Raw genomic sequence first — 12175 nt, 5'->3', positions numbered from 1 at the left:
AATACGGCGTTCAGACTTGCGACAGCTTCGACAATGGCTGCTTAAAGCAGAGGTGAGCGCAGAAAGCTTTTCCCGTTATAATCCCCGTCTTTTTTCGCCCGACAGCTCAGCCCAATGAACCAGACCCGCGACCTGATCGACTCCGCGCAGCGCACCATTCGCCTCGAACTCGAAGCGGTGCAGGAGCTGCTGCCCCGTATCGATGCCGATTTCATCAGGGCCTGCGAGCTCATTCTGAACTGCAAGGGACGCGTGGTCGTAGTCGGTATGGGCAAGTCCGGGCACATCGGCAACAAGATCGCCGCGACCCTGGCCAGCACCGGCACCACGGCGTTCTTCGTCCATCCGGCCGAAGCCAGCCACGGCGACATGGGCATGATCACCAAGGACGACATCGTCCTGGCCCTGTCCAACTCGGGCTCGACCGCCGAGATCGTCACCCTGCTGCCGCTGATCAAGCGCCTCGGCATCCGCCTGATCAGCATGACCGGCAACCCCGACTCGCCGCTGGCCAAAGCCGCCGAGGTCAATCTCGATGCCCGCGTATCGCAGGAAGCCTGCCCGCTGAACCTGGCGCCAACCTCCTCGACCACCGCCAGCCTGGTACTGGGCGATGCCCTGGCCATCGCCCTGCTGGAAGCGCGCGGTTTCACCGCCGAAGACTTCGCCTTCTCCCATCCGGGTGGAGCCCTCGGCCGTCGCCTGTTGCTCAAGGTGGAAAACGTCATGCACAAGGGCGATGCGCTGCCCTGCGTGCGCCGTGGCACCAGCCTGCGCGACGCGCTGCTGGAAATGACCCAGAAAGGCCTGGGCATGACCGTGGTACTGGAAGAAGACGGCCGCCTGGCCGGCATCTTCACCGATGGCGATCTGCGCCGCACCCTGGACAAGGGCATCGACGTACGCCAGGCGTCGATCGACGAGGTCATGACCCCGCACGGCAAGACCGCCCGCGCCGAGATGCTCGCCGCCGAAGCCCTGAAGATCATGGAAGACCACAAGATCAACGCGCTGGTGGTGGTCGACGACCAGGACAAGCCGGTCGGCGCCCTCAACATGCACGACCTGCTGCGCGCCGGAGTAATGTGATGAACGACCTGCTGCAACGCGCCCGCGCCGTCAAACTGGCGATCTTCGACGTCGATGGCGTGCTCACCGACGGCCGCCTGTACTTTCTCGAAGACGGCAGCGAGTTCAAGACCTTCAATACGCTCGACGGTCACGGCATCAAGATGCTGATCAATTCGGGCGTGCGCACCGCCATCATCAGCGGCCGCAAGACCCCGGTAGTGGAGCGCCGCGCCAACAACCTCGGCATCCAGCACCTGTTCCAGGGCCGCGAGGACAAACTCGTGGTGCTCGACGGCCTGCTCGCCGAACTCGGCCTAAGCTATGAAGAAGTTGCCTATCTGGGCGACGACCTGCCGGACCTTCCGGTGATTCGCCGTGTCGGATTGGGCATGGCCGTGGCCAGCGCCGACAGTTTCGTGCGCCAGCATGCCCATGGCGTGACCCAGGCGCGTGGCGGTGACGGTGCGGCGCGGGAATTCTGCGAACTGATCATGCGTGCCCAGGGCACACTGGAAGCGGCCCAGGCCGCCTATCTATAGAGAACAGCATGCCGCGTAAACTTCTCAATACTCTGATCTTCGCGCTGATCGCAGTGGTGGTGGCCGCTCTCGGCTACTGGAACCTCGCGCCGGACAGCGCCCGCGTAGCCCAGCAGAACGGCGATGACAATGTCATCGACTTCTATGTGGTCGGCGCACGCACCGTGCAGTTCCAGGATGACGGCAAACTGCACTACCGCATGACCGCGGACAAGCTCGAACACGTCAAGAGTACCGACATCACCCTGATCGACACGCCCAAGCTGGACCTCTACCGCGGCACCGAATTGCCCTGGAAAGTGACCAGCCAGCGTGCCGAAGTCTCGCCCGGCGGCGTCGAGGTGGAACTGATCGACGACGTGCGCATCGCCCGCACCGATGCAAAGGACCGTCCAACCATCATCACCAGTAGCCGCATGACCGTTATTCCCGACAAGGAATATGCGCAGACCGAGCAAGCAGTTAGAATCGTCGCGGCCAACGGGGTGACCACGGCACAAGGAATGAAAGCGTACTTGAATGACGGCAGGATGCTCCTGCAGTCCAACGTAAGAGGCCAGCATGAGGTTCGTTAATACCCTCCCCCTGATTCTCAGCCTCAGCGCCGCATTGGGAAGCGCGGCTGCCTGGGCACTGCCATCGGATCGCGACCAGCCGATCCGCATCCAGGCCGACAGCGCCGAACTGGATGACAAGCAGGGCGTCGCGGTTTATCGCGGCGACGTGATCATCACCCAGGGCACCCTGAAGATCACCGGCGACACCGTGACCATCACGCAGACCGCCAGTGGCGATATCGACGTCTTCACCTCGGTGGGCAACCTGGCCTATTACGAGCAGAAGCCAGCCGTGGACAAGGACATCGTCAAGGCCTACGGCAAGACCATCCAGTACTTCGCCAGCAACGAGCGTATCGTACTGATCGACCAGGCCAAGGTGATTCAGGAAGGCAATACCTTCGAAGGCGAGAAGATCGTCTATGACACCCGCCGCCAGATCGTCAATGCCGGTCGCGCCACGGGCGGCAACGTCAGCACGCCACGCCCGCGCATCGACATGGTCATCCAGCCGAAGAACAAACCCGCGGATCAGCAACAGTAATGGCCATTCTCAAAGCCCAACACCTGGCGAAAAGCTACAAGAGCCGCCAGGTCGTGCGTGACGTCAGCCTGAGCATCGAAAGCGGTCAGATCGTCGGCCTGCTCGGCCCCAATGGCGCCGGCAAGACCACCTGCTTCTACATGATCGTTGGCCTGGTGCGCGCCGATCAGGGCCGCGTGCTGATCGACGACCACGACGTCAGCCACCAGCCCATGCACGGCCGCGCGCGCGCCGGCATCGGCTACCTGCCGCAGGAAGCCTCGATCTTCCGCAAACTGTCTGTGGCCGACAACATCATGGCTATTCTGGAAACGCGCAAGGACCTGGACCGCGCCGGGCGGCAGGCGGAACTGGACAGCCTGCTGCAGGAGTTCCATATCCACCACATCGCCGACAGCCTCGGCATGAGCCTGTCCGGTGGCGAGCGACGCCGCGTGGAGATCGCCCGCGCCCTGGCGACCAATCCCAAGTTCATCCTGCTCGACGAACCCTTCGCCGGTGTCGACCCGATTTCGGTGGGCGACATCAAGCAGATCATCCATCACCTCAAGACCAAGGGCATCGGCATCCTGATCACCGATCACAACGTGCGCGAGACCCTGGATATCTGCGAAACCGCTTACATCGTCAATGATGGGCAACTGATCGCCGAAGGTGACGCCGAGACCATCCTCGCCAACCAGACGGTGAAGGAAGTTTATCTGGGCCACGAGTTCCGCCTGTAGCAGGCTGCGTGAAAATACTGCGCCTTCACACTGCCTGTAGATCGCCGCTATTTCGCTACAGAAATATTGCAACCCCTAGGCAAGAACGAGAAATTCAGGCATATAATTTGCTTCCTGGCGGCGCTTCGGCGCCCTGATGTGGAAGGCGTAACTCGCCAGTAAATTAAGGTCTGCAATGAAACCATCGCTAGTCCTCAAGATGGGCCAGCAGCTGACGATGACCCCGCAGCTGCAACAGGCTATCCGCCTCCTCCAACTGTCGACCCTGGACCTGCAACAGGAAATCCAGGAGGCGCTGGAATCCAATCCCATGCTCGAGCGCCAGGAAGATGGCGACGACTTCGACAACAGCGACCCGATGGCTGATGGCGCCGAAAGCGCCGCTCCCGCCCCGAGCAAGGAAGAGAGCTACCAGGAGACCACTCCGACGGTGGATAACCTGGAGGATGGCGAATGGGGCGACCGCATCCCCAACGAGTTGCCAGTCGATACCGCCTGGGAAGACATCTACCAGACCAGCGCCAGCAGCCTGCCCAGCAACGATGATGACGAGTGGGACTTCACCACCCGCACTTCCACCGGCGAGAGCCTGCAGAGCCATCTGCTCTGGCAACTGAACCTGGCCCCCATGTCGGACAAGGACCGGCTGATCGCCGCCACCCTGATCGACTGTATCAACAACGATGGTTATCTCGAGGAAACCCTCGAGGAAGTGACCGAATCCTTCGACCCAGAGCTGGATATCGAGCTGGACGAAGTGGAAGTGGTGCTGCACCGCATCCAGCAGTTCGAACCGGCCGGTATCGGTGCCCGCGACCTGCGCGAATGCCTGCTGCTGCAATTGCGCCAGCTGCCTGCCAATACGAGCTGGCTGAACGAGACCCAGCGCGTCGTCAGCGATTATCTCGAGTTGCTCGGCAGCCGCGATTACGCCCAGCTGATGCGCCGCACCAAGCTCAAGGAAGACGAACTGCGCCAGGTCATCGACCTGATCCAGCGCCTGAATCCGCGCCCGGGGTCGCAGATCGAATCCAGCGAGCCGGAGTACGTCGTTCCGGACGTGATCGTGCGCAAGCACAACGACCGCTGGCTGGTGGAGCTGAACCAGGAAGCCATGCCGCGCCTGCGGGTCAACCCGCAGTATGCCGGCTTCGTCAAACGCGCCGACTCCAGCGCCGACAACACCTTCATGCGCAACCAGCTGCAGGAAGCGCGCTGGTTCATCAAGAGCCTGCAGAGCCGCAACGAGACGCTGATGAAGGTGGCCACGCAGATCGTCGAGCACCAACGCGGCTTTCTCGATTACGGCGACGAGGCGATGAAGCCTCTGGTGCTGCACGACATCGCCGAAGCGGTCGGCATGCACGAGTCGACCATTTCGCGCGTGACCACGCAGAAATTCATGCACACCCCGCGCGGCATTTACGAGCTGAAATATTTCTTCTCCAGCCACGTCAGCACCTCCGAAGGCGGCGAATGCTCGTCCACCGCGATCCGCGCGATCATCAAGAAACTGGTTGCGGCAGAAAACGCGAAAAAGCCGTTGAGTGACAGCAAGATCGCTGGTTTACTGGAGGCACAAGGCATCCAAGTCGCCCGTCGGACGGTCGCCAAGTATCGCGAGTCCCTCGGTATCGCGCCCTCCAGTGAGCGCAAGCGACTGATGTAGGCCAGATCGACTGAAGGCCCAGGGTCTTCAGGCCAGAGTGTTCCGGCGGCGGGTCGAACCAGACCCGTCTCTTACACAAGGCAACAAGGAGAAAGCGGTATGCAAGTCAACATCAGTGGACATCAGCTGGATGTGACCGACGCCCTGCGTGACTATATCGGCGAGAAACTGGGCCGACTGGAACGCCACTTCGACAAGATCACCAACGTTCAGGTGACCATGGAGGTCGAGAAACTCAAGCAGAAGATCGAAGCCACCCTGCATGTCGCCGGCGGCGAAGTCGTCGCCAATGCCGAACATCAGGACATGTACGCTGCCATCGACCTGTTGGCCGACAAACTCGACCGTCAACTCATCAAGCACAAGGAAAAGCAGCTCGAGCGTCTGCAAGGCGCCACGGCCCGCTAACATTCCCCATCCATGATCCGACTTGAAAACATCCTGACCCCCGGCCGTTCCCTGGTGAACGTGCCGGGCGGCAGTAAGAAACGCGTGCTCGAACAGATCGCCAACCTGGTTGCCCGCGACCTGCCCGACCTGGATGCCCAGGACATCTTCGAAAGCCTTATCGCCCGCGAGAAGCTCGGTTCCACCGGCTTCGGCAACGGCATTGCCATTCCCCACTGCCGCCTGGCCGGCTGCAGTGCACCGATCAGCGCCGTGTTGCACCTCGACACCGCGGTCGACTTCGACGCCATCGACGGCGTGCCGGTCGATCTGCTGTTCGTCCTGCTGGTGCCGGAAGCGGCAACCGACGCGCACCTCGAACTGCTGCGCCAGATCGCCAGCATGCTCGATCGCCAGGAAGTACGCGAACGTCTGCGCCAGGCCAACAGCGGCGAAGATCTCTATCAGGTCGTGGTGGACATTCAGAACGGTCAATGACATGCGCCTGATCATCGTCAGCGGTCGCTCCGGCTCGGGCAAGAGCACCGCCCTCGATGTACTTGAGGACAACGGTTTCTATTGCATCGACAACCTGCCGGCCGGCCTGCTGCCCGACCTCGCCGAGCGCTTCCTGCCACACAGCGATATGCTGCTGCCGCAGGTGGCCGTTTCCATCGATGCACGCAACCTGCTGAGCCAGCTCAAGCGCTTCCCGGAGCTGCTCGAAGAAGTACGCCAGCGCAACATCCGCTGCGACGTGCTCTACCTCGACGCCGAAGACGAGACGCTGCTCAAACGCTTCTCGGAAACCCGCAGACGCCACCCGCTGACCAACGACAACCGCTCGCTGGCCGAGGCCATCGCCTACGAAAGTCAGCTGCTGGCACCGATCACCGATCGCGCCGATCTGAAGATCGATACCACGAGGCTGAACCTCTATCAGCTGCGCGATACGCTCAAGCTGCGCCTGCTCGGCCAGACGCAGACCGGCACCGCCTTTCTCGTCGAGTCCTTCGGTTTCAAGCGTGGCATGCCGGTCGACGCCGATCTGGTGTTCGATGCACGCTGCCTGCCCAACCCTTACTGGAAGCCTGAGCTGCGCGACTATTCCGGCCTGGATCAACCAGTGGTCGACTACCTGGCGGCGCAACCGGAGGTCGAGGAGATGTATCAGGACATTCTCGCCTACCTGGAAAAATGGCTGCCGCGCTTCGCCGCCAGCAACCGCGCGTACGTCACCATCGCCATTGGTTGCACCGGTGGTCACCACCGCTCGGTGTATCTGGCCAACCGCCTGAGCCAGGCACTCAAAGACTCGCTGAAGAACGTCCAGGTGCGCCACCGCGACCTCAGCTAAGGAGCCATGCCGCGATGCCCGCACGTGAAATCACCATCATCAACAAGCTCGGCCTGCACGCCCGCGCCGCGGCGAAGTTCGTCGGCGTGGCGAGCACCTACCCCTGCCAGGTGCGAATCGGCCGTAGCGCCGAAAGCCTGGTGGACGGCAAGAGCATCATGGCAGTGATGATGCTGGCTGCGGGCAAGGGCACCTGTGTGCACCTGCATACCGAAGGCGAGCAGGACCAGCAGGCCATGGACGCTCTGGTCGGCCTCATCGAAAACTACTTCGACGAAGGCGAATGAGGCGCACCGAGACCGCCTCAAGCCAGCGCCGTATCCATCACCATCATTACGCAGAAGCCCGCCGTCAGCGCCAGGCTGGCATCGCCACGGTGCCCGTTACCGTGCGACTCGGGGATGATTTCGTGAATGACCGCGAACAGCATGGCGCCAGCGGCAAGCGCCAACCCCCAAGGCAACAGCACCTGCGAGACACTGACCAGCCATGCGCAGAGTACCGCGAACAGCGGTTCGACCAATCCGGACGCGGCACCGATCAGTACCGCCTTGCCGCGACTCACTCCCGCACTGGCCAGCACCAAAGCGACGATTAGCCCTTCGGGGACGTTCTGCAGGGCAATGCCGATCGCCAGGCCACCGGCGCCAGCCAGTCCGGCTCCCGCAGCGACTCCGACAGCCATGCCTTCCGGCACGTTGTGCAACATGATGGCAATCACGAACAGCAGCGCGCCCGGTCCCGGCCCCGCCTGTGGATCAGACAGGTAACGCCGTTCCTCGAGCAGCTTACCCAGGCCCAGCAGTGCTGCGGCGCCCAGCAGCAGGCCGATGCTGGCCATGACGCCCGCCCCCCAAGGCGTAAATCCCTGCTCCGCCGCCACGTCCAATGCCGGGGTGAGCAGGGAGAACACTGTCGCTGCCAGCATGACGCCGCCGCCGAAACCGAGCAGGCTGTCGCGCCAGCGCTGCGACAGCTCGCCCATGAACAGCACCGGCAAGGCGCCCAGCGCTGTCCCCGTTGCACACAGCAGGCCAGCCTGCATCGCTCGCATGAGTTGCGGCTGCACGCTCTGGTCGATCAGCGCGGCCGACTGAACGAAGAGCAACAACCCACCGCAAAACAGGATGGCACCACCGAGCAAATAACGCAGAACTCGGCCATTGAGGCTGGGAAGGGAAGTCAGCGGGGCTCGCATCACCTGGGATATCCGTACATTCAACTCAGGGCCTGCCGGTATCGACGCGCCACTTCACGCCAGTCGATGACGTTGTAGAAGGCCCCGATGTACTCCGGCCGGCGATTTTGATAGCGCAGGTAGTAAGCGTGCTCCCACACATCCAGCCCGAGGATCGGAGTGTTGCCATGCATCAAGGGGCTGTCCTGGTTGGCGCTGCTTTCTACCACGAGTTTTTTCTCCGACGTCACGCTGAGCCATGCCCAGCCACTGCCAAACCGGCTCAGAGCGGCCTTGGTAAAGGCGTCCTGGAACGCCGTGAAGCCGCCCAGCTCGGCATCGATCGCTGTCGCCAGCTCACCGTCGGGCTTACCCCCACCAGAAGGCGACATGACCGTCCAGAACAGTGTGTGGTTGGCATGTCCCCCACCCTGGTTGATCAATGCGGCGTGCAGGTTCTGCGGTAATTCCTTCCAGCGGCTCAGCAGCTCTTCCACCGGCTCTTGTGCATAGGACGTCCCTTCCAGGGCCGCGTTCAGATTGTTGATGTAGGTCTGGTGGTGTTTGACGTGATGAATTTCCATGGTCTGCGCATCGATATGCGGTTCCAGGGCATCGTAAGCGTATGGCAGTGCGGGCAGGCTATAGGGCATGGACGATCTCCTTCAGTGATAGTGGCGGCCTTGGCTGGCCGGATTGACCGACTGGCGCTGCCAGGCATGGCGCTGCGAAGCGCCCAGCAAACGATCGGTGCGAGGGAAGGCGCCGTGCTCGCCGATGAACTGCAACAGCTCGACGTAGGTGCGGCGGCTGTGGTGCAGGGCGACTTCGCGCAGAGCCTGCGGCTGCTGGCTGTCGGCCAGGGTCTGCAACAGGCGCTCATGACTGGCGCAGAGGTTTTCCGCAGCCTCCTCCGGCTGTCCCAGCGCCAAATGCAAATCGGCCAGGTTGTGATGGGAAATTACGAAGGCTGCCACCGCCATGTTGTGATCAGGCCAGCGCCCGAACATCACCTGAGCCTCGGCCAACGCCTGCAGATAGAGTTCGCGGGCCGTGACCCAGTCGCCTTCGCTGAAACAGCGGTTGCCGGTTTCGATGATGGTTTTCCAGTGCTCCATGACAGACCTCCTGGTAAGAACCCGTCCACGACTTACCGGCCCGGCTGCACGCTGTCTGGCCGAGCGGGCACGTGAGCAGTTTCCGGGACGAAAGCGACTCAGAGGCCGCCTTCAGTGAGTTTTTCCGGGTTGAGCAGCTGCTCGAGCTGCACTCGCGACAGGTCGGTATGTTCCAGCGCCACCTCGATGATCGGCCGTCCCTCGCGGTAGGCCTGCTTGGCGACTTCGGCGGCCTTGAGGTAACCGATGATCGGGTTCAGCGCCGTCACCAGAATCGGGTTGCGATCCAGTGCTTCCTTGAGCTTGGGCTGGTTGACCTTGAAGCTGGAAATGGCCCGATCAGCCAGCAGACGACTGGCGTTGGTCAGCAACTGAATGCTGTAGAGCAGATTGTCGGCAATCAGCGGCAGCATGACGTTGAGTTCGAAATTGCCGGACTGGCCGGCGATGGCGATGGCCGAGTCGTTGCCGATCACCTGCGCCGACACCATGGCTACCGCCTCGGGTATCACCGGATTGACCTTGCCGGGCATGATCGAGGAGCCGGGCTGGAGGGCTTCCAGCTCGATTTCCGCCAGTCCGGCCAGCGGCCCCGAGTTCATCCAGCGCAGATCGTTGGCGATCTTCATCAGCGATACGGCGGTAGTCTTGAGCTGGCCGGATACGGCCACGGCCGTGTCCTGCGAGCCGATCAGCGCGAAGAAGTTGTTGCCGGAGGTGAAATCAACCCCCGTCAGGCGGCCCAACTCCAGGCAGAACTGCTCGGCGAAACGAGGATGTGCATTGACGCCCGTACCGACCGCGGTGCCACCCTGGGCCAGCGCCTGCACGCTGGGCTGCAATGCCCGCAGGTGCTCGACATTGGCCTGAATTTGCTGCCCCCAGCCGTCCAGCACCTGACTCATGCGCACCGGCATGGCATCCATCAGATGCGTGCGCCCGGTTTTGATGTACGGCTGAACCTCCAGGGATTTTTCGCACAGCACCTTGAGCAGGTGGCCGAGCGCCGGGAGCAGACGTTCATGCAGTTCGATGGCTGCGCTGACATGGATGGTCGTGGGGATGATGTCGTTGCTGCTCTGGCCGCAATTGACGTGATCGTTGGCACTGACGCTATCGCCAAGGATGCGACTTGCCAGGGTGGCGATCACCTCGTTGGCGTTCATGTTGGAGCTGGTACCGGAGCCGGTCTGGAACACGTCCACCGGAAAATGCGCCATGAAATCGCCGTCGAGCAACTGCTGACAGGCACCCACAATGGCATCGCCCATCAGCGGATCGAGTTGCTGCAACTCGACGTTGGCCCGCGCTGCAGCGGCCTTGGCCAGGATCAGTGCACGAATGAAGGGCCCCGGCATGCGCTGCCCTGAAACCGGAAAATTATTCACCGCACGCTGGGTCTGCGCACCGTAGAGCGCCGCGCTCGGCACCTCCAGCTCGCCCATGCTGTCACGTTCGATGCGGGTGCCGCTGAGGGTTTCACTCATAAGGATGTCCTTTTGCCGATTCGGTGAAAGAGAGGGAGGGTTCCAGGCGCAGCGTTGCCAGGCGATTGAGCAGCATGCCCAGGCTGCGCTGACGCGCGGGATCGAGTGCCTGCTGCTGCATCACGCGCAACGGCCGGTAGGCGCGATCCAGGCAAAGGGAGCGCCAGTGCCAGGGCAACGCCGGGTCGCAGGCGGTGTCGAGCAAGAGTTCGAGCGTGATGCGCGAGACGCGCCAGGCATCCAGCAGGCCGCGCTCCACCAGCTGCCGACCATGCCATTCGTGGAAATCGAGCAGGCGCGGCTCATCGGGCCGCAGGGCGCAGCGCACGAGAAAACCCTGCCAACGCCAGCAGTTCGGACAAGGCGTGAAAAAGGGATAGAACATGGACACCCACCCAATCAATTAATGATATTAATTCTCTTTTGAGAAAAATAATCAATACATAGAATGTGTGGGCTTTCATGTGCAAGGCGACCCGCCGCTCAAGCGGGATCGTCAATGGCAGAACGTGCGCGGCCGGTCGGGCCGCGCATCAGCGGCTGTCAGCTACCAGCGACGGTCATCTTCTCGATCAGCACCGAGCCGGTGCAGATATTGCCGCGCCGCTCCAGATCGCGACCGACCGCGACGATCTGGCGGAACATGTTGCGCAGGTTGCCGGCGATGGTCACTTCCTGCACCGGGAACTGGATCTCGCCGTTCTCCACCCAGAAGCCCGCCGCACCACGGGAATAGTCGCCAGTGACCAGATTCAGGCCCTGGCCCATCAGCTCGGTCACCAGCAGGCCGCGCCCCATGCGCCGGATCAGCGCCTGCTGATCCTCGTCGCCATGAGTGACGAACAGGTTGTGCACGCCGCCGGAGTTGGCGGTGCTCGGCAGGCCCAGCTTACGCCCGGAGTAGGTGCCGAGTACGTAGGAAACCAGCTCGCCCTTTTCCACGAACGGCTTGGCGTAAGTGGCCAGGCCATCGCCGTCGAAGGCCGCGCTGCCCAGCGCCCGCGGCAGGTGCGGGCGCTCGTCGAGGCTTAGCCACTCGGGGAATAGACGTTGCCCCAGCGCACCTTCGAGGAAGGAGGAATGGCGATACAGATTGCCGCCCGAGATTGCCGCCAGCAGGTGGCTGAACAATCCGCCGGCGAGTTCGGCAGCGAACAGCACCGGCACCTCGCAGGTCGGCACCGGCCGTGCGCCAAGGCGGCTGACCGCGCGCTCGGCAGCGCGCTGGCCGATCCCAGCGGCGTCGGCCAGCAGCTCGCCCTGGCGATTGACGTCGTACCAGTAGTCGCGCTGCATCTGGCCTTCGCCTTCGGCGATCATCACGCAACTCAGGCTGTGGCGGGTGCTCGCATAAACGCCGGTAAAACCATGGCTGTTGCCATAAAAGCGGCAGCCCCGATGGGGGGTGAGGCTGGGGCCATCGGCGGTCTTTATCCCCGTGTCGGCGGCGGAAGCCGCCGCCCCGCCGGCCCGCGCCCGCTCGGCTGCCCGCTCCGGGGGGGGCGACCCGGGGGGGGCTCTTTTACACATCTCCCAGCCCACCG

Annotated in this window: 16 protein-coding genes; 10 read left to right on the top strand and 6 right to left on the bottom strand. The window is 62.6% G+C overall.

All coding sequences use genetic code 11. The features are described from left to right. The first annotated feature begins 114 nt into the window (after positions 1 to 114). From P3C50_RS18080 to P3C50_RS18035, 10 genes are all read left to right on the top strand, one after another. Complete coding sequence (locus tag P3C50_RS18080; RefSeq protein WP_275547023.1) at positions 115 to 1089, top strand: KpsF/GutQ family sugar-phosphate isomerase; 975 nt, start codon at positions 115 to 117, stop codon at positions 1087 to 1089. Continuing rightward, on the top strand, positions 1089 to 1610 hold the full coding sequence (locus tag P3C50_RS18075; protein ID WP_197857552.1) for a KdsC family phosphatase: 522 nt from the start codon (positions 1089 to 1091) through the stop codon (positions 1608 to 1610). Before P3C50_RS18080 ends, P3C50_RS18075 begins: the two co-directional genes overlap by 1 nt. 8 nt (positions 1611 to 1618) lie before the next feature. Continuing rightward, positions 1619 to 2185: an LPS export ABC transporter periplasmic protein LptC gene (gene lptC, locus P3C50_RS18070; protein ID WP_197857554.1), complete on the top strand. Its 567-nt coding sequence runs from the start codon at positions 1619 to 1621 to the stop codon at positions 2183 to 2185. Further along, positions 2172 to 2711, top strand: coding sequence for a lipopolysaccharide transport periplasmic protein LptA (gene lptA / locus P3C50_RS18065; RefSeq protein ID WP_197857562.1), 540 nt, complete (start codon positions 2172 to 2174; stop codon positions 2709 to 2711). Before lptC ends, lptA begins: the two co-directional genes overlap by 14 nt. Further along, on the top strand, positions 2711 to 3436 hold the full coding sequence (gene lptB / locus P3C50_RS18060; protein WP_197857563.1) for an LPS export ABC transporter ATP-binding protein: 726 nt from the start codon (positions 2711 to 2713) through the stop codon (positions 3434 to 3436). The genes lptA and lptB overlap by 1 nt, the downstream gene beginning before the upstream one ends. 175 nt (positions 3437 to 3611) lie before the next feature. Next, positions 3612 to 5105, top strand: coding sequence for an RNA polymerase factor sigma-54 (locus P3C50_RS18055; RefSeq protein ID WP_275547022.1), 1494 nt, complete (start codon positions 3612 to 3614; stop codon positions 5103 to 5105). A 99-nt stretch (positions 5106 to 5204) separates the two neighbouring features. After that, positions 5205 to 5513, top strand: coding sequence for a ribosome hibernation-promoting factor, HPF/YfiA family (gene raiA / locus P3C50_RS18050; RefSeq protein WP_003242873.1), 309 nt, complete (start codon positions 5205 to 5207; stop codon positions 5511 to 5513). Between the two features lie 12 nt (positions 5514 to 5525). Next, entirely contained in the window at positions 5526 to 5990 is a 465-nt protein-coding gene (ptsN, locus tag P3C50_RS18045) for a PTS IIA-like nitrogen regulatory protein PtsN (protein ID WP_197857565.1), read from the top strand. 1 nt (position 5991) lies between these two features. Continuing rightward, entirely contained in the window at positions 5992 to 6849 is an 858-nt protein-coding gene (gene rapZ, locus P3C50_RS18040; protein WP_275547021.1) for an RNase adapter RapZ, read from the top strand. A gap of 14 nt (positions 6850 to 6863) precedes the next feature. Further along, entirely contained in the window at positions 6864 to 7136 is a 273-nt protein-coding gene (locus P3C50_RS18035) for an HPr family phosphocarrier protein (protein ID WP_197857567.1), read from the top strand. A gap of 17 nt (positions 7137 to 7153) precedes the next feature. On the opposite strand, the gene P3C50_RS18030 is transcribed toward P3C50_RS18035, so the two are convergent. The 6 genes from P3C50_RS18030 to P3C50_RS18005 all read right to left on the bottom strand — a co-directional run bounded on the left by P3C50_RS18030 (position 7154) and on the right by P3C50_RS18005 (position 12161). After that, positions 7154 to 8047, bottom strand: coding sequence for a ZIP family metal transporter (locus tag P3C50_RS18030; RefSeq protein WP_197857621.1), 894 nt, complete (start codon positions 8045 to 8047; stop codon positions 7154 to 7156). A 20-nt stretch (positions 8048 to 8067) separates the two neighbouring features. Continuing rightward, positions 8068 to 8679: a superoxide dismutase gene (locus P3C50_RS18025; protein ID WP_275547020.1), complete on the bottom strand. Its 612-nt coding sequence runs from the start codon at positions 8677 to 8679 to the stop codon at positions 8068 to 8070. A 12-nt stretch (positions 8680 to 8691) separates the two neighbouring features. Further along, entirely contained in the window at positions 8692 to 9144 is a 453-nt protein-coding gene (locus tag P3C50_RS18020) for a tetratricopeptide repeat protein (protein WP_275547019.1), read from the bottom strand. A 98-nt stretch (positions 9145 to 9242) separates the two neighbouring features. Continuing rightward, the gene (locus tag P3C50_RS18015) at positions 9243 to 10631 is read right to left on the bottom strand and encodes a class II fumarate hydratase (protein ID WP_275547018.1); all 1389 of its coding nucleotides are present in this window, start codon (positions 10629 to 10631) and stop codon (positions 9243 to 9245) included. Beyond that, a complete protein-coding gene (locus P3C50_RS18010) occupies positions 10624 to 11016 on the bottom strand; it encodes a FagA protein (protein ID WP_275547017.1) in 393 nt (130 codons plus the stop codon). The genes P3C50_RS18015 and P3C50_RS18010 overlap by 8 nt, the downstream gene beginning before the upstream one ends. A 158-nt stretch (positions 11017 to 11174) precedes the next feature. Beyond that, entirely contained in the window at positions 11175 to 12161 is a 987-nt protein-coding gene (locus P3C50_RS18005; protein ID WP_275547147.1) for a metallopeptidase TldD-related protein, read from the bottom strand. Positions 12162 to 12175: the final 14 nt, after the last annotated feature.

It is taken from the genome of Pseudomonas sp. Marseille-Q0931 (genome assembly GCF_940789645.1).
Lineage (GTDB): Bacteria > Pseudomonadota > Gammaproteobacteria > Pseudomonadales > Pseudomonadaceae > Aquipseudomonas.
This window is presented reverse-complemented; position numbering and strand designations above follow the sequence as displayed.

Coding starts and splice junctions, on each gene's coding strand:
- rapZ (WP_275547021.1), top strand. CDS start 5,992: ATGCGCCTGATCATCGTCAGCGGTCGCTCCGGCTCGGGCAAGAGCACC.
- P3C50_RS18025 (WP_275547020.1), bottom strand. CDS start 8,679: ATGCCCTATAGCCTGCCCGCACTGCCATACGCTTACGATGCCCTGGAA.
- P3C50_RS18035 (WP_197857567.1), top strand. CDS start 6,864: ATGCCCGCACGTGAAATCACCATCATCAACAAGCTCGGCCTGCACGCC.
- lptA (WP_197857562.1), top strand. CDS start 2,172: ATGAGGTTCGTTAATACCCTCCCCCTGATTCTCAGCCTCAGCGCCGCA.
- P3C50_RS18015 (WP_275547018.1), bottom strand. CDS start 10,631: ATGAGTGAAACCCTCAGCGGCACCCGCATCGAACGTGACAGCATGGGC.
- P3C50_RS18030 (WP_197857621.1), bottom strand. CDS start 8,047: ATGCGAGCCCCGCTGACTTCCCTTCCCAGCCTCAATGGCCGAGTTCTG.
- lptC (WP_197857554.1), top strand. CDS start 1,619: ATGCCGCGTAAACTTCTCAATACTCTGATCTTCGCGCTGATCGCAGTG.
- P3C50_RS18055 (WP_275547022.1), top strand. CDS start 3,612: ATGAAACCATCGCTAGTCCTCAAGATGGGCCAGCAGCTGACGATGACC.
- P3C50_RS18075 (WP_197857552.1), top strand. CDS start 1,089: ATGAACGACCTGCTGCAACGCGCCCGCGCCGTCAAACTGGCGATCTTC.
- P3C50_RS18020 (WP_275547019.1), bottom strand. CDS start 9,144: ATGGAGCACTGGAAAACCATCATCGAAACCGGCAACCGCTGTTTCAGC.
- raiA (WP_003242873.1), top strand. CDS start 5,205: ATGCAAGTCAACATCAGTGGACATCAGCTGGATGTGACCGACGCCCTG.
- P3C50_RS18010 (WP_275547017.1), bottom strand. CDS start 11,016: ATGTTCTATCCCTTTTTCACGCCTTGTCCGAACTGCTGGCGTTGGCAG.
- ptsN (WP_197857565.1), top strand. CDS start 5,526: ATGATCCGACTTGAAAACATCCTGACCCCCGGCCGTTCCCTGGTGAAC.
- P3C50_RS18005 (WP_275547147.1), bottom strand. CDS start 12,161: ATGTGTAAAAGAGCCCCCCCCGGGTCGCCCCCCCCGGAGCGGGCAGCC.
- lptB (WP_197857563.1), top strand. CDS start 2,711: ATGGCCATTCTCAAAGCCCAACACCTGGCGAAAAGCTACAAGAGCCGC.
- P3C50_RS18080 (WP_275547023.1), top strand. CDS start 115: ATGAACCAGACCCGCGACCTGATCGACTCCGCGCAGCGCACCATTCGC.